The organism is Rhodovarius crocodyli, from assembly GCF_004005855.1.
GTDB classification, from domain to species: domain Bacteria; phylum Pseudomonadota; class Alphaproteobacteria; order Acetobacterales; family Acetobacteraceae; genus Rhodovarius; species Rhodovarius crocodyli.
In genome coordinates this window covers 532,025-557,743 of record NZ_SACL01000003.1, presented here as the reverse complement: position 1 = coordinate 557,743, position 25,719 = coordinate 532,025, and the positions used below count along the sequence as shown (strand labels likewise).

At 69.5% G+C, this 25,719-nt stretch carries 26 protein-coding genes and 1 tRNA gene; 4 read left to right on the top strand and 23 right to left on the bottom strand.

Annotated elements, in window-relative coordinates:
• Positions 1–89: 89 nt before the first annotated feature.
• Positions 90–2,411, bottom strand: a complete 2,322-nt coding sequence (locus EOD42_RS11825) for a DUF3604 domain-containing protein (protein WP_206020327.1) — start codon at positions 2,409–2,411, stop codon at positions 90–92.
• 110 nt (positions 2,412–2,521) lie between these two features.
• On the opposite strand from EOD42_RS11825, the gene EOD42_RS11820 reads away from it, so the two are divergent.
• Together EOD42_RS11820 and EOD42_RS11815 are read left to right on the top strand one after the other, a co-directional pair.
• A complete protein-coding gene (locus EOD42_RS11820; RefSeq protein WP_164867900.1) occupies positions 2,522–3,265 on the top strand; it encodes a GntR family transcriptional regulator in 744 nt (247 codons plus the stop codon).
• Positions 3,266–3,568: 303 nt separating this feature from the next.
• The gene (locus tag EOD42_RS11815) at positions 3,569–3,868 is read left to right on the top strand and encodes a hypothetical protein (protein WP_164867899.1); all 300 of its coding nucleotides are present in this window, start codon (positions 3,569–3,571) and stop codon (positions 3,866–3,868) included.
• Positions 3,869–3,916: 48 nt separating this feature from the next.
• On the opposite strand, the gene EOD42_RS11810 is transcribed toward EOD42_RS11815, so the two are convergent.
• On the bottom strand, positions 3,917–6,163 hold the full coding sequence (locus EOD42_RS11810; RefSeq protein WP_127787716.1) for a TonB-dependent siderophore receptor: 2,247 nt from the start codon (positions 6,161–6,163) through the stop codon (positions 3,917–3,919).
• Between the two features lie 127 nt (positions 6,164–6,290).
• Here EOD42_RS11810 and EOD42_RS11805 point away from each other — a divergent pair, with 127 nt between their 5' ends.
• Complete coding sequence (locus EOD42_RS11805) at positions 6,291–7,040, top strand: YkgJ family cysteine cluster protein (protein ID WP_164867898.1); 750 nt, start codon at positions 6,291–6,293, stop codon at positions 7,038–7,040.
• Between the two features lie 29 nt (positions 7,041–7,069).
• Here the strand turns inward: EOD42_RS11805 and EOD42_RS11800 are convergent, their stop codons facing one another.
• From EOD42_RS11800 to EOD42_RS11760, 9 genes are all read right to left on the bottom strand, one after another.
• A complete protein-coding gene (locus EOD42_RS11800) occupies positions 7,070–7,615 on the bottom strand; it encodes a cytochrome b (RefSeq protein WP_164867897.1) in 546 nt (181 codons plus the stop codon).
• 64 nt (positions 7,616–7,679) lie between these two features.
• Positions 7,680–9,062: a sensor histidine kinase gene (locus EOD42_RS11795; RefSeq protein WP_127787713.1), complete on the bottom strand. Its 1,383-nt coding sequence runs from the start codon at positions 9,060–9,062 to the stop codon at positions 7,680–7,682.
• Complete coding sequence (locus EOD42_RS11790) at positions 9,059–9,727, bottom strand: response regulator transcription factor (RefSeq protein ID WP_127787712.1); 669 nt, start codon at positions 9,725–9,727, stop codon at positions 9,059–9,061. Before EOD42_RS11790 ends, EOD42_RS11795 begins: the two co-directional genes overlap by 4 nt.
• On the bottom strand, positions 9,727–10,032 hold the full coding sequence (locus EOD42_RS11785; RefSeq protein WP_164867896.1) for a PepSY domain-containing protein: 306 nt from the start codon (positions 10,030–10,032) through the stop codon (positions 9,727–9,729). The genes EOD42_RS11790 and EOD42_RS11785 overlap by 1 nt, the downstream gene beginning before the upstream one ends.
• Positions 10,033–10,113: 81 nt before the next feature.
• Positions 10,114–10,190: transfer RNA gene (locus EOD42_RS11780), tRNA-Met, on the bottom strand.
• On the bottom strand, positions 10,181–11,293 hold the full coding sequence (mnmA, locus tag EOD42_RS11775; RefSeq protein WP_127787710.1) for a tRNA 2-thiouridine(34) synthase MnmA: 1,113 nt from the start codon (positions 11,291–11,293) through the stop codon (positions 10,181–10,183). Before mnmA ends, EOD42_RS11780 begins: the two co-directional genes overlap by 10 nt.
• The gene (locus EOD42_RS11770) at positions 11,290–11,979 is read right to left on the bottom strand and encodes a TenA family protein (protein ID WP_127787709.1); all 690 of its coding nucleotides are present in this window, start codon (positions 11,977–11,979) and stop codon (positions 11,290–11,292) included. Before EOD42_RS11770 ends, mnmA begins: the two co-directional genes overlap by 4 nt.
• The gene (locus tag EOD42_RS11765) at positions 11,979–12,293 is read right to left on the bottom strand and encodes a ferredoxin family 2Fe-2S iron-sulfur cluster binding protein (RefSeq protein WP_127787708.1); all 315 of its coding nucleotides are present in this window, start codon (positions 12,291–12,293) and stop codon (positions 11,979–11,981) included. The genes EOD42_RS11770 and EOD42_RS11765 overlap by 1 nt, the downstream gene beginning before the upstream one ends.
• 7 nt (positions 12,294–12,300) lie before the next feature.
• Positions 12,301–13,479 (bottom strand): cysteine desulfurase family protein, encoded by a 1,179-nt coding sequence (locus EOD42_RS11760; RefSeq protein ID WP_127787707.1) that lies wholly within the window; start codon positions 13,477–13,479, stop codon positions 12,301–12,303.
• 138 nt (positions 13,480–13,617) lie between these two features.
• Between EOD42_RS11760 and EOD42_RS11755 the strand changes: the two genes are divergently transcribed.
• The gene (locus EOD42_RS11755; protein WP_127787706.1) at positions 13,618–14,661 is read left to right on the top strand and encodes a hypothetical protein; all 1,044 of its coding nucleotides are present in this window, start codon (positions 13,618–13,620) and stop codon (positions 14,659–14,661) included.
• Here EOD42_RS11755 and thrC read toward each other — a convergent pair whose 3' ends face one another.
• The 12 genes from thrC to EOD42_RS11700 form a co-directional block, all read right to left on the bottom strand.
• Entirely contained in the window at positions 14,662–16,068 is a 1,407-nt protein-coding gene (thrC, locus tag EOD42_RS11750) for a threonine synthase (protein WP_127787705.1), read from the bottom strand.
• Positions 16,069–16,073: 5 nt separating this feature from the next.
• Positions 16,074–17,555: a carboxypeptidase M32 gene (locus EOD42_RS11745; RefSeq protein ID WP_127787704.1), complete on the bottom strand. Its 1,482-nt coding sequence runs from the start codon at positions 17,553–17,555 to the stop codon at positions 16,074–16,076.
• 36 nt (positions 17,556–17,591) lie between these two features.
• A complete protein-coding gene (locus tag EOD42_RS11740; protein WP_240655129.1) occupies positions 17,592–18,305 on the bottom strand; it encodes an SURF1 family protein in 714 nt (237 codons plus the stop codon).
• A 46-nt stretch (positions 18,306–18,351) separates the two neighbouring features.
• A complete protein-coding gene (locus EOD42_RS11735) occupies positions 18,352–19,206 on the bottom strand; it encodes a cytochrome c oxidase subunit 3 (RefSeq protein WP_127787702.1) in 855 nt (284 codons plus the stop codon).
• 75 nt (positions 19,207–19,281) lie between these two features.
• A complete protein-coding gene (locus EOD42_RS11730; protein WP_127787701.1) occupies positions 19,282–19,920 on the bottom strand; it encodes a cytochrome c oxidase assembly protein in 639 nt (212 codons plus the stop codon).
• Entirely contained in the window at positions 19,920–20,051 is a 132-nt protein-coding gene (locus EOD42_RS26515; RefSeq protein ID WP_276318143.1) for a hypothetical protein, read from the bottom strand. Before EOD42_RS26515 ends, EOD42_RS11730 begins: the two co-directional genes overlap by 1 nt.
• Entirely contained in the window at positions 20,048–20,998 is a 951-nt protein-coding gene (locus EOD42_RS11725; protein WP_127787700.1) for a heme o synthase, read from the bottom strand. Before EOD42_RS11725 ends, EOD42_RS26515 begins: the two co-directional genes overlap by 4 nt.
• 9 nt (positions 20,999–21,007) lie before the next feature.
• Complete coding sequence (gene ctaD / locus EOD42_RS11720) at positions 21,008–22,591, bottom strand: cytochrome c oxidase subunit I (protein ID WP_127787699.1); 1,584 nt, start codon at positions 22,589–22,591, stop codon at positions 21,008–21,010.
• 20 nt (positions 22,592–22,611) lie between these two features.
• Positions 22,612–23,481: a cytochrome c oxidase subunit II gene (gene coxB / locus EOD42_RS11715; RefSeq protein ID WP_127787698.1), complete on the bottom strand. Its 870-nt coding sequence runs from the start codon at positions 23,479–23,481 to the stop codon at positions 22,612–22,614.
• Between the two features lie 170 nt (positions 23,482–23,651).
• A complete protein-coding gene (locus EOD42_RS11710) occupies positions 23,652–23,921 on the bottom strand; it encodes an ArsR/SmtB family transcription factor (RefSeq protein WP_276318148.1) in 270 nt (89 codons plus the stop codon).
• Between the two features lie 123 nt (positions 23,922–24,044).
• The gene (locus tag EOD42_RS11705; protein WP_127787696.1) at positions 24,045–24,716 is read right to left on the bottom strand and encodes a class I SAM-dependent methyltransferase; all 672 of its coding nucleotides are present in this window, start codon (positions 24,714–24,716) and stop codon (positions 24,045–24,047) included.
• A gap of 72 nt (positions 24,717–24,788) precedes the next feature.
• Positions 24,789–25,706 carry a DMT family transporter gene (locus EOD42_RS11700; RefSeq protein WP_240655127.1) on the bottom strand — a complete coding sequence of 306 codons (918 nt, stop codon included), beginning with the start codon at positions 25,704–25,706 and terminating at the stop codon, positions 24,789–24,791.
• Positions 25,707–25,719 lie beyond the last annotated feature (13 nt).

Sequence of the window (25,719 nt, the reverse complement as noted above, 5' to 3'; positions counted from 1 at the left end):
CGCGTCGTCTCCGCGCATGGAACCGTGATGCTGTGCTGCTGGCGGGCGGCCGGCCCTCTGGCGGGGCCGGTCCGCGGAAAGTCCTGTCGTTACTTGATGAGGTAGATCGGGCTGGACCACACCACCGCCCCGCCTTCCAGCGTGGCGCGCAGGTACAGCGCGTTGTCGGCGTCGGGCTTCAGCGCGACGCGGCGCTCGAAGCTGAAGCTGTGATGCGGGTTCACATCCGGCAGGCGCAGCACCCGGATGCGGCGGCCGAGGCCGCCGGCCTCGAACACCTTTTCCTCGAAGCCGATGGAGGCCACGTCGATCTCGGCGTTCACCAGGCCGGTCGCGATGCGCAGCGTGCCCGCCGAGGCATCGTCCAGCATCGCCTCGAACCCGCCGAAGCCGCCCGTGGTCACCGCCTGGAAGTCCACCTTGTCCGCGGAGACCGCGAAGCGCTTGTCCTGGTTCCAGCGGTTGATGGGCGAGACGGCGGACCAGCCATTGCCGGCCAGCGACACATCGCCCTCCCAGAAGGTCTCGCGCCCGCGGCCGCGATATTCCGACCCCTCCCATAGCACGCGGATGCGCCGGCCCAATTCGGCCGGGGCGTAGGGGCGGATGGTCTCCAGCAGCTCGGTGCGGTTGCGCAGCTCGATGCGCTCGATGGGGCCGGCGGCCGAAAGCTCCGCGCTGAACAGCGCCTCGGCATCGCTCACGCCGGTCAGGATGTCGCCCATCATGGCGCTGGCCGTGCGCCCGACCGGCGCGCCGCCCAGCACCGGGTCGTCGATATGCTGGTCGGCGGGGGTGGCGAGCGTGACGCCCACCGACAGCAGCACCCGCGTGGCGGATGTGGTGGCGTAGTGATGGCGGCGGCGCAGCGCGTCGAACAGCGCGGGGCGCGACAGCTCGGTCGCCAGCAGGCAGGTCAGCCCGCCATAGGAGCCGAACTGCGACGCGCCGGGGTGCGACGCACCCTGCCGGCCCTTATGCCCGTCCGAACCCGCCGTGACGCCCACCCGCGCGCCGACCGCGAAGGCGTCCTCCAGCAGCCAGTCGAAGGTGCCCCAGTCGGAATGCACCTCGACCTGGCGTTCCAGCATGGGGTCATGGGCGTAGAACAGGTTGGCGTAGCGCCCGCCCACATGCGGGATGCACAGGGTCGGCCGGCCATCGGCGCGCAGGGCCGCGTGCAGGGCGCGGGCATCCAGCGCATCCATGTCCGCATCCGACAGATCCTCGACCAGCGCGTGGCAGGAACGGCGGATGGGGCGGCCTTCCTCGGGGTAGAGCACGTTGCGGTCGCCGCCGAGCGCCGTGTTGCCCGACCATTCATAGCCGGGGAAGAACACGAAGCGGCCCTTCTGGTCGAATTCGGCCGTGGTGCGGTTCAGGGAAGCCCAGAACTCGCCCGTGATCTGGAAGTCGTTGCCCTGGTGGCACATGGCGTCCACGAAGGCGGCATCGCGGGCATAGGTCGCCAGCTGCTGCGCGGTGCCGGTGCCCACCGTCTCGCCCGACTGGCCGTGCAGGTCGGCCCAATAGGGCAGCAGCTCGGCCTGCGCGAGGCGCAGCGGCGTGGAGGTGGCGAGGAGCATGCCGTCCTCCGCCAGCCAGTCGATGGTCAGGCGCGGGTCGGCGGCCGCCGTCAGCCCCTCGATGCGCAGGGCGCGGCGGCCCGCCGGCCAGTCGATCGTCTCGGGCAGCCCCGCCACCGGGGCGCTGGGGCGCAGGCGGAACCGGCCCGAAAGCTCCGGCGTCGGGTTGCCCCATTTGTCATCGGCGCGCAGGCACAGGTCGAAGGCCTCGCCGGGGCGGCGCTGGGTGGGCAGCAGGGCCACATGGGTGGCGGGCGCGCCGGGCACCACGCGCAGGCTGGGCTGGTTTTCCAGCAGCGCCCAGTTGCAGGTGGCGAACACGTCCGCCAGCGCCAGCAGGCGGAAGGGTTCCTCAGTGTAGGTCTGCATCCGCAGGCCCGGGCCGCCCTGGCGCTGGTCGCCCAGGCGGATCGTGATGGTATCGCCCGGCGACAGGAAGCCGCGCTTGACCGAGATGGTCAGCGTGCGGCTCCAGGGCCGCATCGCCAGCTTGGGGTCGAAGGCGAGTTCCAGGATGGCGCCGTTGCTGGCCTCGGCCGTGGTGTAGTTCGCGGCCTTCGGGTCCTTGAACTGCGGCCGCGCCAGGTCGCTGACCTGGCGGGTGCAAAGCCGGAGGGAGCCCGTGTCATCCATGCCGAAACGCCCGGCGGTGAACACCACCTTCAGCTCCACGAACTCACCGGCGACGACCGCGCCCTGCGGGGAGAGCGTGACGCTGCCGATCTCGGCCGCCATGTAGTCCGTGTGATGCGCCGTATGGCCGCGGCCATGGCCCGGGATCAGGAAATGCGTGGGCAGGCCGGCGAAGGGGCTGTCATCGGGCAAGGCGCGGACTCCGTGCTGGTCATTCATAAGACCATCACAATTTGAATGGCTGTCAACGGGAATTTGCGCCATAGCTGGCGCCCCCGATGCCGCGACGCGATAATGAGGCCATGAGCGAGACGCTTCTGCCCCCCCTGGAGACGACCGATCCGGGCCTGCGCTACCGCCGGGTGGCGGCGCTGCTGCGCAACGACATCCTGACCGGCAAGCTGGCCCCCGCGCAGCGCCTGCCCTCCATCCAGGAACTGGCGGCGCAATGCGAGGTGGCGCCGGCGACCATCCGCCAGGCCATCGCCCTGCTGGCGGAGGAAGGGCTGCTGCGGTCCCGCCAGGGCAGCGGCACCTATGTGACGGAAGCCCCGCCCGCACGCCGCCCGCCCATCCCGCTGGACCTGGGCTGGCCCGCGATCGCGGAGCGCATCAAGGGCAACAGGGCCCGCATCCTGGAGGCCGACGACACGCCCCCGCGGCTGGCCCCGGCGGACGGCGCGCTGGCGCCCGCCTACCGGCGCATGCGCCGCGTGCACACCACGCCGGACGGCCTGCCCTATGTCTTCGTCGAGCTGTTCGTCAGCCGCGCCTATTACGACCAGGCACCACGCCGCTTCGACCGGGAGATGGCGTTGCCGCTGCTGGAGGAGTTGGGCGGCGCGCAGTTGACCACCATGCGCCAGAGCTTCCGCCTGGATGCGGCGGATGCCGAGGCGGCGCGGCAGCTGGACCTGAAGCTGGGGGCGCCCATCGGCTGGCTGCGCCGGGCATTGAGCGACCGGGACGGGGTGGTGGCCTATTTCTCGATCGGGCGGGTTCGGGCGGATGCTGTCGTGTTCGAGACGGTATTCACGCGTTCGTGATCGACAAGCCGTTGTTTTCGACGGATCCCGGCTGGGATTGATGCATAGCTTTCTATGGAAGCTAATGCATGGGCACATTAAATAATCCCGACGAAGCCAATCAGCGATTGAGCAAACCCCGGCACTCCTTACAACGACGTCATCAATTCAGATGAGTCCGGGATGAAGATCGTTGAGATAACGGAACGTCGACGCGGCGTCGTCGGCAGAACGACGATCGGTCTCTTCCTGGCGACTCAGATTATTTTCGCGGCTGTATTCATTTTGATGTTTCTGCGGTCGAGCCTCCCGGTTCCCGCCTTGGTGCAGGAATGGCTCTCCTGGCTGGCCGCGCCGACCACCCTGTTCGCCTTCTGGGCCATCGTGACGGCCCTGACGGGTTTCCTCGTGGCACTGACGCCGGGGCGGCCGCAGACCTTCCGCACCGTGGCCCCCGACCCGATCTGGCGGATCCGGCGCAGCGTGTCCGAGGTGATGTCGCGCCACCACTCGGCCCGCATCCCCGAGGACACGATGATGCCGAACTCCAACCAGCACCCCACGCCCGCCGAAGCCGCGCGCGAGGCCGAGCGGATCGTCCGCTGCCGGGCGAACGACCGCTGACGCCCGCAGGCGGAAGGGCATGCGCCCTTCCACCCCTGGTCCCACGCCTCAGAACCGGTGGCGCAGGGTCGCGATCGCGGAGCGGCGATAGCCGTAGAAGCACCACGCATAGGACAGGCACGACGAGGTGTACTTCTCGTCGAACAGGTTGCTGACGTTCAGCTGCACGGTGGTGCCCTGCAGGCTGGGCGCCACCCGGCCCAGGTCGAAGCGCGCCATCAGGTCCACCAGCGTCACATCCGGCACGCGCAGCGTGTTCGCGCCGTCACCCCAGCTGGCGCCCACATAGCGGACACCGCCGCCGATGGTCAGGCCCTCCGCCCAATGGCGCGGCTGGAAGCTGTACTGGGTGAAGATCGAGGCCATGTGGTTCGGCACCGAGGTCGGCTCCCGCCCGCGCTGGGGCACGGTGCTGGTGCGGCTGCCCAGCAGGCGGTCCACGGTCACGGTGGAGTTGCTGCTCGTGTACTCGCTGTCCAGGTAGGTGTAGCTGGCGACCAGGTTCAGCCCTTCCATCAGGCTGGCGCGGGCCTCCAGCTCCAGGCCACGGCTGCGGATCTCGCCGCTCTGCACGGAATAGCGCGTGTCCTGCGGGTCGGTCGTCAGCACATTCTGCCGGCGCAGGTCGAACAGCGCCGCGGTGAACATCGCGTTCATGCCGGGCGGCTGGTAGCGCACGCCGATCTCATGCTGCTGGCCGGTGGTGGGCACGAAGGGCGAGCCGCCCCGCGCCGGGGCGAAGGTGCCGCTCTGCGGCTCGAAGCTCTCGGTATAGGCGTAGTAGGGCATCAGGCCGAAATCGGTGTGGTACATGATGGCCGCGCGGCCCGTGAACGCGCCCTGGTTGAAGGGCGTGCGCGTGGTGGCACCGGTGCTGAGCGTCGTGGCCCGCGTGAGCGAATCGTACCAGTCATACCGCCCGGCCAGATGCACCGAGACCGGGCCCCAGCGCATCTGATCCTGCAGATAGAGGCCGACGCCGCTCTGCTCCTGCCGGGTGCGGGTGGAATAGGCCAGGTTGGGCATCGTCACGCCATAGACGGGCGCGAACAGGTCGATCGTCGGCACCCCCGCGCTGGAGGAGACGGAACCCGCCCGGGTGTCGCTGTTGACGTTGTAGTAGTCGAGGCCGGCCAGCAACACATGGCGCACGGGCCCGGTGTTGACCCGCCCCTCCAGCTGGTTGTCCAGCGTGATGGTGTCGAAGCTGCCCTCGGTGCCCGTCAGCCCGCGCGGGCCGGTGCGGTAATCCGCGCTCAGCGACGTGTAGTTCGCCTGGCGGTAATAGAAATCCGTATGCGCCCAGCGGAAGTTCTGCCGCGCCACCAGATTGTCGCTGAAGCGGTGCTCGGCGGCATAGCCCAGCTGATACTGGGTGCGCTGCAGCCGGTCGAAGCTCGGCTCACCATCCCAGAAGCCTGAGCGGATGCGCCCATAGGGGTTCGGCAGGATCGAGCCATAGGCCGGCACGCCGCCATAGGTGCCGCCCCAGGGGTCCTGCTGATACAGGCCCATCAGCGTGATGGTGGTGTCGTTGGTCGGCCGCAGCGTGACGGAGGGCGCGATGAAATAGCGCTCCGTGCGCGCGTGGTCGGTCTGGGTGTCAGAGCGCGAGTAGGAACCGACGATACGGCCCAGGATGGTGCGGTCCGCATTCAGCGCGCCGCTCATGTCCACACCGGCCGAGAAGGTGCCGAAGCTTCCGCCGCTGAGCATCAGCTCCCGGAAGGGCGTCTCGGTCGGGCGCTTGCTGGTCAGGTTCACCAGGCCGCCGGGGCCCGCCTGGCCATAGGCGACGGAGGCCGGGCCGCGCAGCACCTCCACCCGCTCCAGGCGATAGGGATCGACGCTGGGGTTGGCGTCGCGCCCGCCGAAGGTGCGCATGCCGTCCAGGAACTGCGGGGCCGAGAAGCCGCGGATCGTGTACTGGTCCAGCCGCCCCACCGTGCCGCGCGTGTCGACCGCCACGCCGGGCGTGTAGCGCATGATGGCGTTGAGGTTATGCGCCGCCGTCGCCTCGATCTGGTCGCGCGTGATGACGGAGATGGACTGCGGCGTCTCGCTCAGCCGGGTGTTGGTGCGGCTGCCGGTGGCGGTGGTTTCGGCCACGAAGCCCTGCACCGGGGCATAGGGCGCGGGCAGGCCGGCATTCACGTTCACCTCGGGGACGAGGACCGGCGCCGCGGCATCCTGGGCCAGGGCGGGCGGCGCGAAGGCGGCACCGGAGACAAGCAGAAAGGCAAGGCTGGAGCGCTGCCTGGCGCGTGGGGCTGGAGGCAAAGGTTGCTTCCTCATGGCTGAAAAATGAACTGATCGCCATGCCTATACGGTCTGACACGGTATGATGCAATTAGGAGTCATTCGCAATATGCTCACACCGGCATCAACGGCTTCTTCACCGGCCCGCTTCATGATCGCGGGCATGGCCACTGCATCGCTTCGTCACTTCGGCTGCACCCAATGCGGCAAATGCTGCCAGGGATGGCGGCTGCGCCTGGGGCTGGAGGAAGCGCAGGCCTGGGCCCGCCGCGGCCATGGGGTGGAAATCCTGCTCTCGGGCGGGTTGTGGCCCGATCAGCCGCCGCCCGAGCATTCCCCGGCGGCGGAGATGCTCGCGCGCTGCTTCAGGGCCTCGGCGGGCGGGGCGGAGGTGGCCGTGCATGTCACCCTGGTGGGCGCCTTCGGGGAAAGCTGCCCGAACCTGCGCGCCGACAAGGGCTGCGCGATCTATGCCGAACGTCCCCTGGTCTGCCGGCTCTACCCCGTGAAGCCCGAGACGGGACTGCAGATCGACCCGCTCACCCGCCGCTGCCCGCCCGAGGCCTGGGCCATGCCGGAACGCGAGCCCGAGGCGGTGCTGCCGCTGCTGGCCGAGGCCAGGCGGCGCGCAACGGCGGAAGTGGAGGCCCTGGCGCGGCTATGCCGCCAGCTGGGGCTGGACCGCTGCGCGCTGCTGGCCGAGGGCGTCGTGGCCTGCCATATCGAAGCGGAGCGCTTCCTGGCCGCCTGCGGTGCGGCCGCGCCGGAGGCCGGCACCCGGCAGCACTTCCGCCTCATCTCCGGCAACAGCGAGACAATCGCGGAGCTGGGCAGGCTCGGCGTCGCGCATGAGGTGCCCCCGCCCGCGGGCGGCGGGCTGGCCTTCCTTCCCTTCGGGGCGCTGGCGGCCTAACGCCACGCCCCCCTCAGGCCGCCCCCCCCTCAGGCCGCGCCGGGGTCCCTGCCGGGCAGCATGCGGCGGATCAGCCCGTCCCGCATGACATAGTGGTGGAACAGCGCCGCCATGGCGTGCAGCAGCGCCAGCAGCATCAGCGCATTGGCCAGCAGCTCATGCGCCTCCTTCATGCTGCGGGCCATCGGGCGGTCGGCGGCAAAGGGCGGGGCCAGCGCGAACAGCCCGAACATCTCCACGCCGCGCCCGCGCAGCCATTGCGTCAGCATGCCCAGCAGCGGCACCGCCAGCAGGCCCAGGAACAGCAGCACATGCACCGCCGTCGAGGCCTGGCGCATGGCGCCCGGCATCTCCGCCGGGCCGGGCTTGGGCGCGAAGGGGCGCCAGGCCAGCCTGACCAGCGTGACCGCCAGCACCAGCACGCCCAGCGTCTGGTGCGCCGTGTACACCTGCGTCTTCAGGGCGCCGCGCGGCAGCATCTCCGTCACCTGGATGGCCAGGTAAGCCAGCGGCACCAGCAGGGCGGTCAGCCAATGCAGGCTGAGGGTGAGAAGATCGTGGCGGCTGCGCGGCATGGCGGGCTCCTGTTTCGCCATCCCGTATAGGCGGTGCAGCCTGACGGCCGGCCGGCGGCGGGCGTCAGCGTCCCGTCAGTTTCGGCAGCCTGAGCGCGACCGTCATCGCGCCGGGGCCGGTGGAGAGAAACTCCAGCGCGCCGCCGTGGCTTTCCAGCATGTCGCGGGCGATGCTCAGTCCCAGCCCCTGGCCCGGCGCCTCGTCCAGCCGCCCGCCGCGGCGCAGGGCGATGGCGGTCTTGTCGGCCGGAATGCCCGGCCCGTCATCGGTGACGGTCACGACCACCCAGCCACCCTCGGGCCGCCCCACCACGCGGACCAGCCGGCGCGCGAAGCGGGCGGCGTTCTCGGCTACCGGACCCAGCGCCTCGGCGAAGGCATCGCCGGGGACGGCCGCCGCCAGCTCGGGCGGGATATCGAGCTGCCAATCCAGGGCCGCGCCGTGGGGGGTGCGCCGCAGCACCCGCAGCACGCTCTCAGCCACCGGCAGCAGCGGCGTCTCCACGGCCGGCATGCCGTGGCTGTGCCGCGCACGCCGCAACGCCTGTTCGACATGGCGGCGCATCGTCACGGCGGCGTCCTCGATGGCCGCCGCCGTCTCGTCGTCTCCGGCCGCCCGCCGGCGCTCCACCTCTCCGAACAGCACCTGAAGCGGGGTCTTGAGCCCATGCGCGAGGTCCGCCGCCTCCGCCCCGGCGCGGGCGATGTCCTGTTCCCGCCGTTCCAGCAGGGCGTCCAGCTCCCGCGCCAGGGGCTGCACCTCACCAGGCAGGCCCGCCCCCATGCGGCGTTCGGTGCCGGCGCGGATGGCCGCCAGCCGGTCACGCACGCGCCGCAGGGGCGCGAGCCCCACCGCCAGCTGCGCGACCCCCGCCGCCAGCAGCAACAACCCCATCAGCAGCAGGAAGGGGCGCACATCCGCATCGAAGGCATCGCCTGCCTCCGCAATCTCACGCGCGTCGCGCGCGACGACGACGCGCAGGCGCTGCCCGCCCAGCCGGGCCGGAAGCTGCACCTGCCTTTCCACCGCCAGCAGCCGCTGCCCGACCGGCCCCGCGATGCGATGGAGATGCAGCTGGTCATCGGCCAGCACGTCATCCGGCAGTTCCAGTGCCTCATCCCACAGCGAACGCGAGCGCAGCAGCACCGCCCCGCCCTCCTGGCGCAGCTGCCAGTAATGGCCGGAGAACGGCTGCTCGAAACGCGGATCGAAGGGTGGGCGGACCAGCATCAGCCCGCCTTCCACGTCGCGTTCGAGCTGCCCCACGATGCTCTCGACGGTCGCCGAGAGTTCCGCCGCCAGGCCGCGCTCCGCATGGCGCTCGAACAACAGGGAAAGGCCGAGCGAGGCGGCAAGCAGCGCGGCGGCCACCGCCACGAGCCCCGCGAGAACCAGCCGCAGCGTCAGCGAGGCGACACCGCGGCGCATGCCGGCCGGAAGCGTCACACCGGCTCCGGTGCCGGCAGCAGATAGCCGAAGCCCCGGCGGTTCTCGATGGTATCGGGCCCCAGCTTCCGCCGCAGCCGGGCCACCAGCGCCTCCAGCGCATTGGCGTCGCGCGCGGCGTCGTCGCCGTAGAGATGCTCGATCAGCTCGGGCGCGGGCACGATGCGGCCCCGGTGATGGGCCAGATAGGCGACCAGCCGGTATTCCAGCGGCGAGAGCGCCACCGGCTGCCCATCCAGCCGCACGCGCATCTCGCGCGGGTCCACCAGCAGGCGTCCGGCCTCGATGCTGGCGGTGCCGATGCCGTTCGCCCGCCGCAGCAGGGCACGCACCCTGGCCAGAAGTTCCTCCACCCTGAAGGGCTTGGGCAGATAGTCGTCGGCGCCGGCGTCGATGCCGTCCACCCGCTCCATCCAGCCGCCGCGCGCGCTCAGCACCAGCACCGGCATCTGCCGCCCCTCGGCGCGCCACCGCTTCAGCACCGCGAGCCCGTCCAGCTGCGGCAGGCCCAGATCCAGCACCACCAGGGCGAAATCCTCGGTGCGGCCCAGCAGCCAGGCGGTTTCCCCGTCGGCCGCGATGTCCACCAGGAAACCCGCGCCGCGCAGCGCCTGCGCCACATGTTCGGCGATGCGCGGTTCGTCCTCGGCCAGCAGCAGGCGCATTATTCGCCCCCCCGCAGAAGGCGCCCGGTGGCCGCGTCCACCTCGATGTCCAGCAGCCGCCCCTCGGGCGTCACGGCGCGCATCTCATAGACCAGGGCGCCGTGATGCTCCTCCAGCTCCACCTCGATGACGCGGGCTTCGAGACCGGGGCGCAGACGGGCCATGATGTCCGCCAGGGGAAGGATGCGCCCCTCCGCGACGGCCGCCCGTGCCCGGTCGTGGCTCAGGCGCCGTCCGTGCCGCCCTTCCCCGGCATGGGCGGTGGCTGTGAGTGCCAGAAGGAGGGAGAGGGCGAGGTACAGCATGGCGCGTGCCGCCAGCGTAACGCGGCGCGCCGGCGATCGCCACGAGGCGGAGGGAACCGAGGCATGCATGTGAGGGAAGATTGGTAGTGGTGGGCGGACTTGAACCGCCGACCCCGGCATTATGAGTGCCGTGCTCTAACCAGCTGAGCTACACCACCACGGTGGGCGTGCGTGTATGCTGGCCCGCACCGGCTGTCAACGTGGCGCCACCCCGAATCACACCCGCGCACAGCACCCGCGTGCCGTCATAGGCCACGACCGACTGGCCGGGCGCCGAGACGCTCGCCGCATCCGGGCGCACCGTCACCTGGCCCGCATCACCGGTGAGCGTCGCCGCATGCGGGTTCTCTCGCGCGCGCAGCTTCACCAGGGCGCGGAACTCGCCCTCGGGCGGCTCCACCAGCCAGTTCACCTCGGCGGAGGTGATGGTCTCGCCGGCCCGGGCAGGCTTGGGGCCCACCACGATGCGGCGGCGCCCGGCGTCGATGGCGGTCACGAAGATCCGCTCGCCGATGGCGATGCCCAGGCCCCTGCCCTGCCCCACCGTGTAGCGCGCGATGCCCTGGTGCCGGCCCAGCACGCGGCCTTCCTCGTCCACGATCTCGCCCGGCTCCATCGCATCGGGGCGGTACTTCTCGACGATGCCGGCATAGTTGCCGTGCGGCACGAAGCAGATGTCCTGGCTGTCGGCCTTCTCGGCCACCGGCAGGCCGTATTGCGTGGCCAGCGCCCGCACCTCCGCCTTGCTGGCCATGCCGCCCAGCGGGAACAGCGTGCGCGACAGCTGCGCCACCGTGGTGTGCGCCAGGAAATAGGACTGGTCCCGCGCGGGATCGGCCGCCATGTGCAGCTCCGGCCCGCCCGGCCCGTCCACGCGCCGCGCGTAATGGCCGGTGGCCAGCGCGTCGCAGCCCATATCGGCCGCCAGGTCGATCAGGTCGGTGAACTTCACCGTCTGGTTGCAGCGGATGCAGGGGATGGGCGTCTCGCCGCGGGCATAGGTATCGGCGAAATCCTGGATCACCGCCTCGCGGAACCGCTCCTCGCGGTCCAGCACGTAATGCGCGATGCCGATGTGGTCGGCCACGCGGCGGGCATCATGGATGTCCTGCCCGGCGCAGCAGGCGCCCTTCTTGTGGATGGCCGCGCCATGGTCATACAGCTGCAGCGTGGCGCCGATCACCTCATGGCCCTGGGCGTGCATCATCGCCGCCACCACGGAGGAATCGACGCCCCCCGACATGGCGACCAGCACCTTCACGCGACGTCGAGCCCCTGCTGCCAGAACCGGGCCTCCAGCCGGGCCGCCTCACGGAAATCGCGGGAAACGGTGGCGAAGCGGCAATCGCCGCCATGGCTGTCGCCCAGGCTGTCCAGCCGGTCCGCGGCCATGCGCACCAGGTTCTGGTAGTTCTCGCTGGAATAGGTGTCGATCCAGCTCTGGTAGGGGTTGCCCTCCACCTTGCGGTTCGGGTCGGCCAGGATGCGCAGCGCCACCTCGCCATAGCCCACCGTGCAGGGGGCCAGCGCCACCTCCAGGTCCAGGATGTCGCCGTGCATGCCGCGGTCCAGCACCCAGCGGGTGTAGCTGACCGTCTCGATGCTCTCGGGGGTCGCCATCACGGCGGCCTCGTCCAGGCCCCATTCGGCGCAATATTTCAGGTGCAGCTTGGTCTCGTCCAGGATCGCGAGCACGGCGGCGGCCTTGCCGCGCATCGCGGACAGGCTCTCGCCCTTCACGATGGCCAGCGCCTTGGCGCGCGCGAAATGGATCAGGAACAGGTAGTCCTGCACCAGGTAGTTCTGGAAGGACTTCAGGGGCAGCGTGCCGGCAGAGAGCTGCTGCACGAAGGGGTGCCAAGTATAGGCCTGCCAATCCGCCGCGCAGGCATCGCGCATGCGGCGGTACAGGCCGCCCGGCCGGCCGAACTGCTCCCAGCCCGCCATTACGACTTGCCGGGCAGCTTGACGGTCAGCCCGTCCAGCGCGTCCGTCATCACGATCTGGCAGCCCAGGCGCGAGGTCTCCTGCAGGTCGAAGGCCAGGTCCAGCATGTCCTCCTCGTCCTCGGTGGGGGAGGAGAGCTTGGCGAACCAGTCGCCTTCCACGATCACATGGCAGGTGGCACAGGCCAGGCTGCCCTCGCAGGCGCCCTCGATGTCGATGCCATGGCGATGCGCGATCTCGAGCACGGAAAGGCCCAGCGGGGCTTCGACTTCCTTGCGCGTTCCGTCGCGCTCGATGAACACCATCTTTGGCATGGGCTTCCTATTCCGCGGCTTGAGATCGGTCGGTTATCAGCTGAGCCCAGGCCGCGCCAAGGATTTCGGCGGCACGGCTGGCCTCGGCGGGCGACGTAAAGCGCCCCAGCCCCACGCGCAAGGTGGCACGGGCCTCATCCTCCGGGATACCGAGCGCGCGCAGCACATAACTGGGCTCGATGGAGGCGGAAGAGCAGGCCGAGCCCGAGGAAACGCACACTTCCGGGGCGGCGCGCATCAGCGCCTGGGCATCGATGCCGCCGGGGAAGGTCAGGTTCAGATTACCGCTGACCCGGTGCTCCCGGCTGCCATTGACCCTGAGGCCGGGGACCTGCGCGGAGAGCGCGTCCAGGAACACATCGCGCTGGCCGGCGATGCGGCCGCTGTCCAGCAGCCCCTCGGCGGCCGCGATGCGCGCGGCCTCACCCATGCCGATCAGCAGGGGGGCGGGCAGCGTGCCGGAACGCAGCCCCCGCTCCTGCCCGCCGCCGGAGAACAGCGGCGCCAGACGCATGCGCGGCCGCCTGCGGACATACAGCGCGCCCACGCCCTTCGGCCCATACATCTTGTGGCCCGAGAGCGAGACGAGATCGGCCCTGATCTCCTCCACATCGAAGGGGATGCGCCCGGCGGCCTGGGCGGCATCGACATGGAAGGCGGCACCCGCCTCCTTCACCATCGCGCCGATCTCGGCCAGCGGCTGGATCACCCCGATCTCGTTATGCGCGGCCATGACGGAGACGAGCAGCGTGGGGGTGGCCAGCGCCTCCCGCAGCAGGTCCAGGTCGATCAGCCCATCCGCGCGCACCGGCAGGATGACGGGCTCGAACCCCTCATTCGCCAGTTCCTTCACGCTCTCCAGCACGCATTTGTGCTCGGTCGCCAGGGTGATGACGCGGCGCGGCCCCTCGGTGCCGGCGAAGCGCGCCGCACCCTTGATGGCGATGTTGTTCGATTCCGTGGCGCCGGAGGTGAAGATGATCTCCATCGGCCCGGCGCCGATCAGCTCGGCCACATGGGCGCGGGCTTCCTCCACCGCCTCGCCCACGGCGCGGCCCATCACATGCTCGACACTGGCGGGGTTGGCGAAGTTCTCCTCCCACCACGGGCGCATACAGGCCAGCACGCGCGGGTCCAGCGGCGTGGTGGCGTGATGGTCCAGGTAGATGGGGCGGTTCGGGCGCATGGGGCATTATGTGGCGCCGGTTGGCGAGGCGGCAATGCGGGGGGCGTGGCATGGCTCGCATGCCTCACCCCCGTTCAGGGGATGCAGCGTTCCGCGCCCCGGTGGTAGCGTCGGATGCAAACGGGATGGAAACGGCCGATGCTCAAGCGTGCTTACGCCATTCTGCTTGCCCTTTCGGCCGGCCAAGCGGCACAGGCCGCCATTCCACCTGGCCCGACCATGCAGACGGCTGAGCTGCACGCGCTGATCGAAGTGACCACCGCCCCGCAGCCGCCGCAGAACCTCACGGGTGCCTGCACCGTTCAGGCACGGGTGCTGCGCGTGTTCCACCACGCCGGCGGCCCGGCCGCCGCGCCCGGCAGCACGGTCACCCTCGCATTCCCTTGTGCCCGGGCAGCGCGCTCGGGTGAGGTGGTCCCTCCCCCTCTGCTCGGCGGCGGCTGGTGGATGGGTGTGGAAGGGATCGTCATGGCCATGGGTCAGCCGCACGAAGCCTTCCTGCGCGCCGATCGGCAGATGGACGGCCCCTGCGGCACCTACGGCGCGCCGCGGCCGGGCGCCTGGCAGGTCCAGCTGCCATTCCAGCCCAACCCGGGCCAGCAGCCACTGAACCAGGTCAACTGGCAGCCGCGCGGGCCCGAGCAGCCGCTGGTGCCGCCACCGCCGCCAACCCGGCAGGGCGCCGCCGCCTCATTCCCGATCAATGAGGGGGTGATGGAATACACGGTGTCCAGCCGCCCCGGAGAGCGCTTCCGCGCCCATTACAGCCTCTGCAACTACTCCGCGCGGTTCGAGGCGCTGGGGCGTGACGGGCAGGCGGCCGATGGGGCGACCATCCTCTCCTATGGCCAGCGCAGCGCCATGCGCGTGTTCGACCGGGAACAGCGGGTGGAACCCATGCCCGTCCAGCCCGGCGACCGGCTGGGCGGGGTGGCGGTGAACTGGGACAGCGCGCGCTTCGAGCTGGGCGGCATGGCCCAGGTGGCGGGCGAGCCCTGCAACAACTTCACCATCACCGAGCGGGTCGGTTCAGTCGAGCGCCAACACCGCGCCTGCGTCACACCAGATGGCTTCGTGCTGCGGCGGGAAGCCGACGGCGTGGTGACGGAGGCGACGGCGCTGCGCCGCCAGCCGGTTCCATACCGGCTGGTGAACCCACCGATCAGCTATCGCGGCCGGTAGTCAGCGGTTGCGCCGCGCCTGGGCGCGCACGAAGCCTTCCACCTGCTCCAGGTCATTCCCCAGCACGGTGAAGCGTTCCTCGCGCTCGTACAGGTCGGCCAGATGCGCGGGCAGCGGGGGCGTGATGCCCAGCGCCTCGCGCACAGCATCCGGGAACTTGGCCGGGTGGGCCGTGGAAGCCACTATCACCGGCACGGCCGGGTCCGCCGGCAGATGCGCGGCGGCGGCGGCGGTGCCCACGGCGGTGTGCGGATCCGCGATATAGCCCGCGGCCTCGGCGTGCAGGCGGCGCATTTCGGTCAGCGTGCCGGCGTCGTCCAGGGTGAAGCCCACGAACTGCGCGCGCGCCTTCTGCCAGGCGGCATCGGGCACCGGCATCCGGCCCTCGGCGCGGAAGCGGTTCATCTGGTCGGCCGTGGCGGCGGCGTCGCGGCCCAGCAGCTCGAACAGCAGGCGCTCGAAATTGCTGCTGACCTGGATGTCCATGCTGGGCGAAAGCGAGGGCTCCACCGGCTTCATCGACATGTCGTTGCTGGCCAGGAAGCGGGCCAGGATGTCGTTGCGGTTGGCGCCGATGATGAAGCGCTCCACCGGAATGCCCATGCGATGCGCGGCATAGGCCGCCAGCACATTGCCGAAATTGCCGCTGGGGACGGAGAACGCCACCTTGCGCTCCGGCGCGCCCAGCTGGAGCGCGGCATAGATGTAATATGGGATCTGCGCCGCGATGCGCGCCCAGTTGATGCTGTTCACGGCGGCCAGGGACATTTCGCCGCGGAAAGCCGCGTCGTTGAACATGGCCTTCACCGCGTCCTGGCAGTCGTCGAAGCTGCCCTTCAGCGCGATGTTCGCCACGTTGGGCGACAGCACGGTGGTCATCTGCCGGCGCTGCACCTCGCTGGTGCGGTTCTCGGGGTGCAGGATGACGATATCCACGGCGGCGCGGTCGCGGCAGGCCTCGATGGCGGCGCTGCCGGTGTCGCCGCTGGTGGCGCCGACGATGGTGATGCGCTGGCCGCGCTTCGCCAGCACATGGTCGAACAGCCGGCCCAGCAGCTGCAAGGCCATGTCCTTGAAGGCGAGCGTCGGGCCGTGGAACAGCTCCAGCGCGAACACGCGGTTGTCGAGCTGCACCATCGGCACCACGGCCTTGTGGTCGAAGCGGCCATAGGCGTCACGGCACATGGCCAGCAGGTCGGCCTGGGCGATGGTGCCGCCGGTGAACAGGCCGATCACATGCGCGGCCAGATCGGCATAGGGCATGCCGCGCAGCGCGGCCAAGTCGGCGGCGCTGAGCTGCGGCCAGGTCTCGGGCATGAACAGCCCGCCATCCTCGGCGAGGCCGGCCAGCAGCACGCCTTCGAAGTCACGGGGGGCGGCCTGGCCGCGAGTGGAAACGTAGCGCATCGGGGTCAGTCCAAGTAGCGAGCGGTGAGGTGGGCCTGGAAATCGGCGGGGTCGAGCGGCTTGCCGGTGGCGGCGCGCAACAGGTCCTGGAAGCCGAGGCGGCTGCCCTGGCCATGCACATGGCTGCGCAGCCAGCCGAGCAGCGCCGAGGCATCGCCCTGCGCGAGCTGCGCGTCCAGCTCCGTGATAGCGGCACGGGCGGCGCGCATCAGCTGGGCGGCGGCCATCGCACCCAGCGTGTAGCTGGGGAAATAGCCGAAGGCGCCGTCATGCCAGTGGATGTCCTGCAGGCAGCCGCGCGCGTCGTCCGGGGGCGTGATGCCCAGCAGCTTCTGCATCCCCTCATTCCAGGCGCCGGGGATGTCGGCCACGGCCAGGTCGCCCGCGATCAGCGCGCGCTCCATGCGGAAACGCAGGATGATGTGGGCGGGGTAGGTGATCTCGTCGGCATCGACGCGGATGAAGCCGCGCCCGACATGGCGCCACAGCCTGGCCAGGTTGTCGGCGGCATAGGGCGCGGCATCGCCGCCGAACACCGCCCGCAGCTCCCGGCCCAGGAAGGCCAGATAGGCGTCGGAGCGGCAGGTCTGCATCTCGATGATGAGGGACTGGCTCTCATGCGCCGCCATGCCGGCAGCCTCACCCACGGGCTGGCGGGCGAAGGCTTCCGGCAGGCCGCGCTCATACAGCGCATGGCCCGTCTCATGCAGCACGCCCAGCAGCGCCTGGGCGACATCGTCCTCGCGATAGCGCGTGGTGATGCGCACATCCGTGGGGGTGCCGCCGCAGAACGGGTGCAGCGACTCGTCCAGGCGGGAATGATCCGCCTCCAGCCCCATGCGGATGGACAGGCGGCGGGCGAGGTCACGCTGGGCGGGCACCGGGAAGGGACCGGTGAGCGGGATGGCCGCGCCGCGCCGGGCCTGGATTTCCTCGGCACGCGGCAGGGCGGTGGCCAGGAAGGCCTCATAGGCCGCGAAGATGGGCTCGACCTCGGCGGCGGTGACGCCGCGCTGGAAGCTGTCCATCAGCGCGTCATAGGGCGACAGGCCGAGCGCGGGGGAGAGGGCGACGGCGGTCTCGCGCTGCAGGCGCACCACCTCGGTCAGCGCCGGGCGGACGAGGGCGAAATCGCTGGTGCGGCGGGCCTCGCGCCAGATCTTCTCGCAGGCGGAGTTGGCACGGGTGCTGGCCTCGACCAGCTCGGTCGGCAGGGCGGTGGCGCGGATATGCGCGCGGCGCATCAGGTCGAGGTTGGCGGCATCCCAGTCGCCGGTGGCCTCCGCAGCGGCCAGATCGTCGGCGACCTGCGGCGCGGTCAGCAGCTCATGGCCGAGGCCGGCCAGGGTGGCGAGTTGCTCACCGCGCGCCTCGCCACCGCCGGCGGGCATCATGGCGGAGGCATCCCAACCCAGCATGGCGCCGGCCTCACCAAGGGCGGCGATGCGGCCGAAGCGGGTTTTCAGGCGGGTATAGGCGGCGTTCATGCCCGGGTTCTTAGCAGGGGGCAGGCCGTTGAACCATCAGGGGGCGCGCACGCGCTTCCAACACCACACGCCGAACACCACGCACCAGATGAAGGCCAGGCTGAACCAGGTGATGGCGTAGCCCAGATGCGGGTTGTCCGGCTGCGGAAAGCCGCGCGCGGGGTCAGGCACGGCACCCTGATGGGCGGCCGGGCCGGCGCCCAGCACACCGCGCGGGCGCGCCGCCCCCTGCCCCACCACCACCAGCCCATAGGGCGCGGGCTGCACGCCCAGCGCGCCCCCCATGGCCGGGATGTCGAAGTTGAAGAAGCGCCGCTGCGCCGGGCTGTCGGTGGCCGAGAGCATGCCCGGACGCTCTGAGGGGCGCGACCAGCCGGTGACGGTGACGGTGCCCTGCGGGCGCTCCACGCCCTCCAGCGTCTGCGGCACCCAGCCGCGATCGACCAGCAGCGGCGGCAGGCCGTCGCGCTCCAGCACCGTGACCAGGTCGGCGCCCAGCACGGTGCCGCGCACCTCGGCACCCAGCAGAATCTCCAGATCATGCCGGAAGCGGCCGGTGGCGGCGATGTGGGTGAAGGGCTCCGCGGTGGTGCCGGCCGGGGCGGCAGGTGCCGCCTGGGCGGCGGCCAGCTGGGCCAGGATGCCTTCCTTCCATGCCAGCCGCTGCATCTGCCAGATGCCGAGCCCCAGCAGCACCGCCAGCATGGGCAGGGCGGCGAAGCTGGGCAGGATGATGCGGCCCCAATGCAAAAGGGGGGCTTGCGGCCCCCCTTTCCTGTCTTCCGGAGAGGACATCTCAGTGATGCGCGATCTCGCCCGCGCCGAAGATGTAGATCGACACGAACAGGAACAGCCACACCACGTCGACGAAGTGCCAGTACCAGGCGGCCGCCTCGAAGCCGAAGTGACGCTCCGGCGTGAAGTGGCCCTTGATGGCGCGCACCAGGCACACCGCCAGGAAGATGGTGCCGACGATCACATGGAAGCCATGGAAGCCGGTGGCCAGGAAGAAGGTGGAGGAGTAGATGCCGCCGCCGTTGAAGGCGAAGGGCGCCAGCGAATACTCATAGGCCTGCACGCAGCTGAACAGCAGGCCGAGCGCCACCGTGATGGCCAAGCCCTGGATGGTGGCCTTGCGGTCGTTGTGCAGCACGCCCCAATGGGCCCAGGTGACCGTGCAGCCCGACAGCAGCAGCAGCAGCGTGTTGAACAGCGGCAGGTTGAACGGGTCGAAGGTCTTGATGCCCGCGGGCGGCCAGGACGGGGTCGCGGTGCCCAGCACATGGCCCGGATACAGGGCGAAGTGGAAATAGGCCCAGAAGAAGGCGACGAAGAACATCACCTCGGAGGCGATGAACAGCGTCATGCCGTAGCGCATGCCGATCTGCACGATGGGGGTGTGCATGCCCGGGGTGCGGGATTCCCGGATCACGTCGCGCCACCACAGGGCGGCCACGATGATGGTGGCCAGCAGGCCGACACCCAGCACCCAATGCACGTTGTAATGCGCGAACATGATGATGCCGAGCAGCATGGTGCCCGCACCGAAGCTGGCCAGCATGGGCCAGGGGGAGGGATCCACCAGGTGGTACGGGTGCTTGTGCAGGGGCGCCGGCTCGCTCCCTGGTGCGGTGTTCACAGTGCTGGCCATGCTCGTTCCTGGGTCCCCTGGAGAACTTCCGTGCCGTTGTCCGAAGAAACGCGGCCGGAATCAAGAGTGTTGAAACTACGGTACGGCACGCGGCCGAACCCCTGCGGTGATGCCTTCCGGCGCCGGCCCGACATGCGGCCCGGCATTCGCGAGCGCCCCACTGCGCGCCGCGTCGTCTAGGCTGCGGAAGAAGGTGTAGGACACGGTGATGGTGCGGATATCCCGCGTCTCCGGGTCCTGGAACATCGCCGGGTCCACCCAGAAGGACAGCGGCATCTGCGCGTCCTGGCCCGGGTTCAGCGTCTGCTCGGTGAAGCAGAAGCAGGCGGTCTTGTGGAAGTAGCGGCCCACCACCTCGGGCGTCACGTTGTAGGTGGAGATGCCGGTGACGGGCACGCGGCCGTCGTTGCGGGCCTCATAGAAGGCCACGCCCTCCTCGCCGGGCTGCAGGCGCATGCTCACCTGCTCCGGGCGGAACTGCCAGGGCAGGTCGGGGTGCGTGCCGGCCACGAATCGGATGGTCAGGCCCGGGCCATTGGTGGCGCCCGGCGCGGCGGAGCCCAGCATCGGAGTGCCGTTGAAGCCGGTGACGCGGCAGAACAGGTTGTAGAGCGGCACGGCCGCAAAGGCGACGCCGAGCATCGTGCCGCCGAACCCCAGCGCAGCCAGCATGGTGCGGCGATTGCGGCGGCGGAGATCCTCGGCGGGCGTCATCAGACGCGCCCCATCCGGGCGATGGAGACGAAATAGAACAGCACCACCAGCAGCAGCAGCGCCACGAAGATGGCCCAGTTGCGCTGCCGGCGGCGACGGAGGAATTCCTGATCGGGGACGTTTGCGTTCATGAGAACACCAGATGGTCCAGAACGAGCACGCCGAACAGCACGAACAGGTAGGAAATCGAGTATTTGAAGCAAGCGCGGGCCGCGGCGTCGTTGTTCAGGGTCGCGCCCTTTTCGTCCTGCGCGTCGCGCAGCACGGCCACCGCATGCTTCAGGAACCATAGGCCGAGGGCCAGCGCCGTCACGCCGTACACCGCGCTCGTCATGCCCAGGAACCAGGGCAGCGGGGCCAGCGGCAGCAGCAGCACCGTATACAGCACGATCTGGCGGCGCGTTTCACGCGGGCCGGCCACGACGGGCAGCATGGGCACGCCGGCACGGGCGTAGTCGGCATGGGCCCACAGGCTCAGCGACCAGAAATGCGGCGGCGTCCAGAAGAAGATGATGGCGAACAGGATCAGCGGCTCAAGCGTTATGGAGCCGGTCACGGCCACCCAGCCGATCAGCGGCGGGAAGGCGCCGGCGGCACCGCCGATGACGATGTTCTGCGGCGTGCGGCGCTTCAGCCAGGCCGTGTAGATCACGGTGTAGAACAGGATGGAGCCGGTCAGCACGCCGGCGGCCAGCCAGTTGGTGGCCAGCCCCATGACGACGACGGAGAACAGCGACAGCGCCACGCCATAGGCGAGCGCCGAGCCGGGCTCGATCCGCCCCGCCGGGATGGGGCGGTTCGCCGTGCGGCGCATCACCGCGTCGATGTCGCGGTCGTACCACATGTTGATGGCACCGGCGGCACCCGCCGCCAGCGCGATGCAGAGAATGGCGGTCACGGCCAGCACGGGGTGCAGATGCCCGGGCGCCACCAGCAGCCCGGCCACGCCCGAATAGACCACGAGGCTGAGGACACGCGGCTTCAGCAGCGTGAACCAGTCCCGCACCTCCGATCCCGGAGAAAGGTCGAGGGGGGCCGGAGCCCCCCTCGCCTGGTCGATGATGGCCATGTCGCTCATCTCAGGCCCTTAGCGGATACGGGGCAGCTCTTCGAAGGTGTGGAACGGCGGGGGAGAGGACACCTGCCACTCCAGCGTCGTCGCACCTTCACCCCAGGGGTTGGCCGCGGCCTTCTGGCGCTTCGTGAAGGTCACGAAGATCACGTAGAAGAAGAACACGAAGCTGAACACCGAGATGTAGCTGCCCACGGACGCCACCAGGTTCCAGCCCGCATGCGCATCGGCATAGTCCGGATAGCGGCGCGGCATGCCCTGGTTGCCCAGGAAGTGCATGGGGAAGAAGGTCAGGTTCACGCCGACGAAGGTCAGCCAGAAATGGATCTTCCCGAGCGTCTCCGGGTACTGGTAGCCGCTCATCTTGCCCAGCCAGTAGTAGATGCCGCAGTAGATGCCGAACACGGCGCCCAGCGACAGCACGTAGTGGAAGTGCGCCACCACGTAATAGGTGTTGTGCAAGATCTGGGTGATGGAGGCATTGGCCAGCACCACGCCCGTGACACCGCCCACGGTGAACAGGAAGATGAAGCCGATCGCGAACAGCATCGGCGTGTCGAACTTCATGGACCCGCCCCACATGGTGGCGATCCAGGAGAAGATCTTCACGCCCGTCGGCACCGCGATGACCATGGTGGCGAACATGAAGTAGGCGCGCGTGTCGACGCTGATGCCCGACTGGTACATGTGGTGCGCCCACACGATGAAGCCGACCACGCCGATCGCGACCATGGCGTAGGCCATGCCCAGGTAGCCGAACACCGGCTTGCGGCTGAAGGTCGAGATCACGTGCGACACGATGCCGAAGGCCGGCAGGATCATGATGTACACTTCGGGGTGGCCGAAGAACCAGAACAGGTGCTGGAACAGCACCGGGTCACCGCCGCCGGCCGGCTTGAAGAAGGCCGTGCCGAAGTTGCGGTCCGTGATCAGCATGGTGATCGCACCACCCAGCACCGGCACCGACAGCAGCAGCAGGAAGGCCGTGACCAGCATGGACCACACGAACAGCGGCATCTTGTGCAGCGTCATGCCCGGGGCGCGCATGTTGAAGATGGTGGTGATGAAGTTGGCCGCACCCAGGATCGAGCTGGCACCCGCGAGGTGCAGGCCGAACAGCGCCATGTCGACGCCGGCGCTCGGCTGATACTGGATGTCGGACAGGGGCGGATACAGCGTCCAGCCCGTGCCGGCGCCGCCGACGAACAGGCTGGCCACCGTCAGGGCCAGGGCCGGCACCATCAGCCAGAAGCTGATGTTGTTCAGGCGCGGGAAGGCCATGTCCGGCGCGCCGATCATGATCGGCACGAACCAGTTGCCGAAGCCGCCGATCAGGGCGGGCATGACCACATAGAACACCATCACCACGCCATGGGCGGTGACGGCCACGTTCCACATCTGGCCGTCGGCGAAATACTGCATGCCGGGATGCGCGAGCTCGAGGCGCATCAGCAGCGACAGGCCGATGCCCACCAGCGCCGAGATCAGCGCGAAGATGATGTAGAGGGTGCCGATGTCCTTGTGGTTCGTGCTGAGGAACCAGCGCGAGAAGAACCCTGGCGTATGATCGTGATGGTCAGCGTGGGCGGCGTCGGCCATGTTCCCTTGCCCCTTTTGTCTTATCGAACTTCGGCGATGGTGAGGGCGCCGCCCTCGGCGGCAGCCGGGGCAGCCGCCGGCGCGGCAGCCACGGCGGAACCCTGCGCGGGCATGGTGTCGGCAAAGCGCTGGCGGGCGCTGGCGACCCAGCGGTCGAATTCCTCACGCGGGACGGCGCGGACCTCGATGGGCATGAACCAGTGGTTCACACCGCAGATCTGGTTGCACTGGCCGTAATAGGTGCCCGGGCGGTCGGCGCGGAACCAGGTCTCGATCGTGCGGCCCGGGATGGTGTAGCGCTGCACGCCCAGCGAGGGCACGAAGAAGGAGTGGATGACGTCCACGCCCTGGGTGATGACGCGGACATTGGCGCCGGCCGGGATCACCAGGGGCTCGTCCACGGTCAGGTTGCGCAGCTGGCCGTCGCGCAGGTCGGCGGTGTCGACCGGGCGGCTGTCGTAGTTGAAGCCGCCGTTATCCGGGAAGGCGTAGTTCCAGTACCACTGGCGGCCCTGCACCTGGATGGTCAGGTCAGCCTCATGCGTGCGGTCCTCGAAATACACCAGCCGGAAGGAGGGGATGGCGATCACGATCAGGATCAGCACCGGGATCAGCGTCCAGGCGATTTCCAGGCCCGTGTGGTGGCTGGTGGTGCTGGGCACCGGGTTGGACTTGGCATTGTAGCGGAACACGACCCAGGCCAGCAGCACGCCGACGAAGATCGTGATCACCACGATGATCCAGAAGACCAGCGTGTTGAAATCGTGGATGCGTTCCTTGATGACGCCACCGGCGGCCTGCAGGCCCATGCCCCACGGCACCGGCGCGCCCAGGGTGGTTTCGCTCGCGAACGCCGCTCCCGATACCAGCAGCGCGGTCAGCGCCATCATTCCGACAAACAATCCGCGCATCACGCTTCGCATACGCCACCGTCCCCACAAAAAACGCGAACGAAGTGACCCACATCAAGGATGCGGCCCTTCGGGCGGACCATAGTATCAGCGAGACTGCCGGACAAGGCACCGCGCTGTAACTGGACGCTCTTAACAGGCAGGCGGGACTAAGCTTCCAGCTCCACGTCGCCCTCGGCCACATGGTCCACCATATCCGCCAGCATGGAGCGGATATGCGGATCCCCCACCACATAGAAGACCTGGCGGCCGCGCCGGTCGGCCTGCAGCAGGCGCGCGGCGCGCAGCAGGCGCAGGTGATGCGACACCAGGCTGCCGGAAATCCCCAGCCGGTCGGCCATTTCCCCCACCGCCGCGGGGGCGTCCAGGCAGGCAAGAATGATCTTGAGTCGGGTCGGGTCACTCATCAGGCGGAACATCTCCGCCAACTCGACGACCTGATCTTCGGGAATCCGCGCGGGAATGGGCATGTAACCGAAGATTGCCGCTCCCGCGTCCGGCGTAAAGCGCCGAGTCGCGGCCTCGTGCGGCCTCGTGCGGCCTCAGCCGCCGTTGCGCACCCTGACGAGGGTGAACAGGCCGAAGGGCGGGCAGGCCTCGCGGGCTTCCACGCGGGTCACGCTCGGGTCCAGCAGGTCCGTCACCATGAAGTCCGGGTGCCAGCCCAGGGTGCGCGACAGCGGCGCCATCGTGCGCTCCAGCCACCAGCGGAAGCCGCCCTCGGCCGCGAAGTGGTTCACGAACAGCAGATGGCCGCCGGGCCGCACGACGCGGGACATCTCGGCGAACAGCTTCTTGGCGTCCGGCACGACGGAGGCCACGAACATCGCCGCCGCCACGTCGAAGCTGTCGGAGGCGAAGGCCATGTTCTCGGCGTCCATCTCCAGCAGGCCGTTCACATGGTCGAGCTTCTCGCTCTCCACGCGCTCATGCGCCTTCTTGAGCATGTCGCGGGACAGGTCGATGCCCACCACTTCCAGGTTGCGGCGGTAGAGCGGCAGGGCAAGGCCCGTGCCCACGCCCACTTCCAGCACCTTGGTGCCGGGCAGCATGTTCACCACCTCGACCGCGCGGCGCCGGCCCATGCCGGAAATGCCACCGAACACCACGTCGTAGATGCCCGCCCAGCGGCGATACGCATCGCGGACAGAGGCCGCGTCGAGCGCGGCGCGCGGGTGGTCCCGGTCTTCGCGGGAGAGATTGAGCGATGAAATGGCCGTGGTTCCCTGTGGGCAGGCGAGAGCCGAGCGTTAGCGCCGGGGGGGCGCCATGTCCAGCCTGAGTAATCAACCAGTCATTTTTGAATTGGTTGCACGTGGTTGCAGAGCCGCGCGCGCGGGCCACACCGTCATCAATCCGCCGCCCAGGATCACGGCCGCGCCGATCAGCGTCCAGCGGTCGGGCAGGTCATCGAACACCAGCCAGCTGGAAATACCGGCCCAAATCAGTTGCGTATAGGAAAGCGGCGCCAGCACGCTGGCGGGCGCCCTCGTATAGGCCATGACCATGATGCCGTGGCTGACCCCGCCCAATATGCCCAGACATGCAAGCGCCATCCACTGCCACGCGCTGGGCTGAACCCAGACGAAGGGCATGAACAGGCTGAACAGCACCGACACGGCGAGTCCCGTGTGCAGGATGGTGGTGCGCGGGTCGTCCAGCGCCGCGAGCTTGCGCGTCAGGATGGCATAGGCCGCGAATGTGGCGGCACAGCCCAGCGGCAGCAGATAGGCGGGGTGCAGCGCGGCCTCGCCGGTGATGAAGGGCGGGCGGATGGCCAGCATCACCCCCGCCAGGCCGATTCCCACGCCCACCCAACGCCGCGGAATCACCTTCTCGCCCAGGAAAAGGGCGGCGGCGGCCACCGTCAGCAGGGGCGCCGCGAAGTTCACGGCCGTGGCGTCCGCCAAGGGCAGGAAATACAGCGCCGAGACGAAGAACAGCGTGCAGCAGCCCAGCAGCAGGCTGCGCACCGCCTGCATCCCCGGCGCGCGGGACCGCCAGGGCAGCTGCCCCCTGGTGACCACCAGGAAGAACAGCCACACCGAGACGGCAGCGCCCACGAAACGCGCCCAGGCCAGCTGCGGCACCGGAATATGGACGGTCATCAGCTTGAAGGTGGTGTCCATGCAGACGAACAGCACCAGCGCCGAAAGCTGCAGCGCAATGCCGGCCATTACGCCGCGCGGGGAAAAGGGCACCATCGCCCCAGTATCT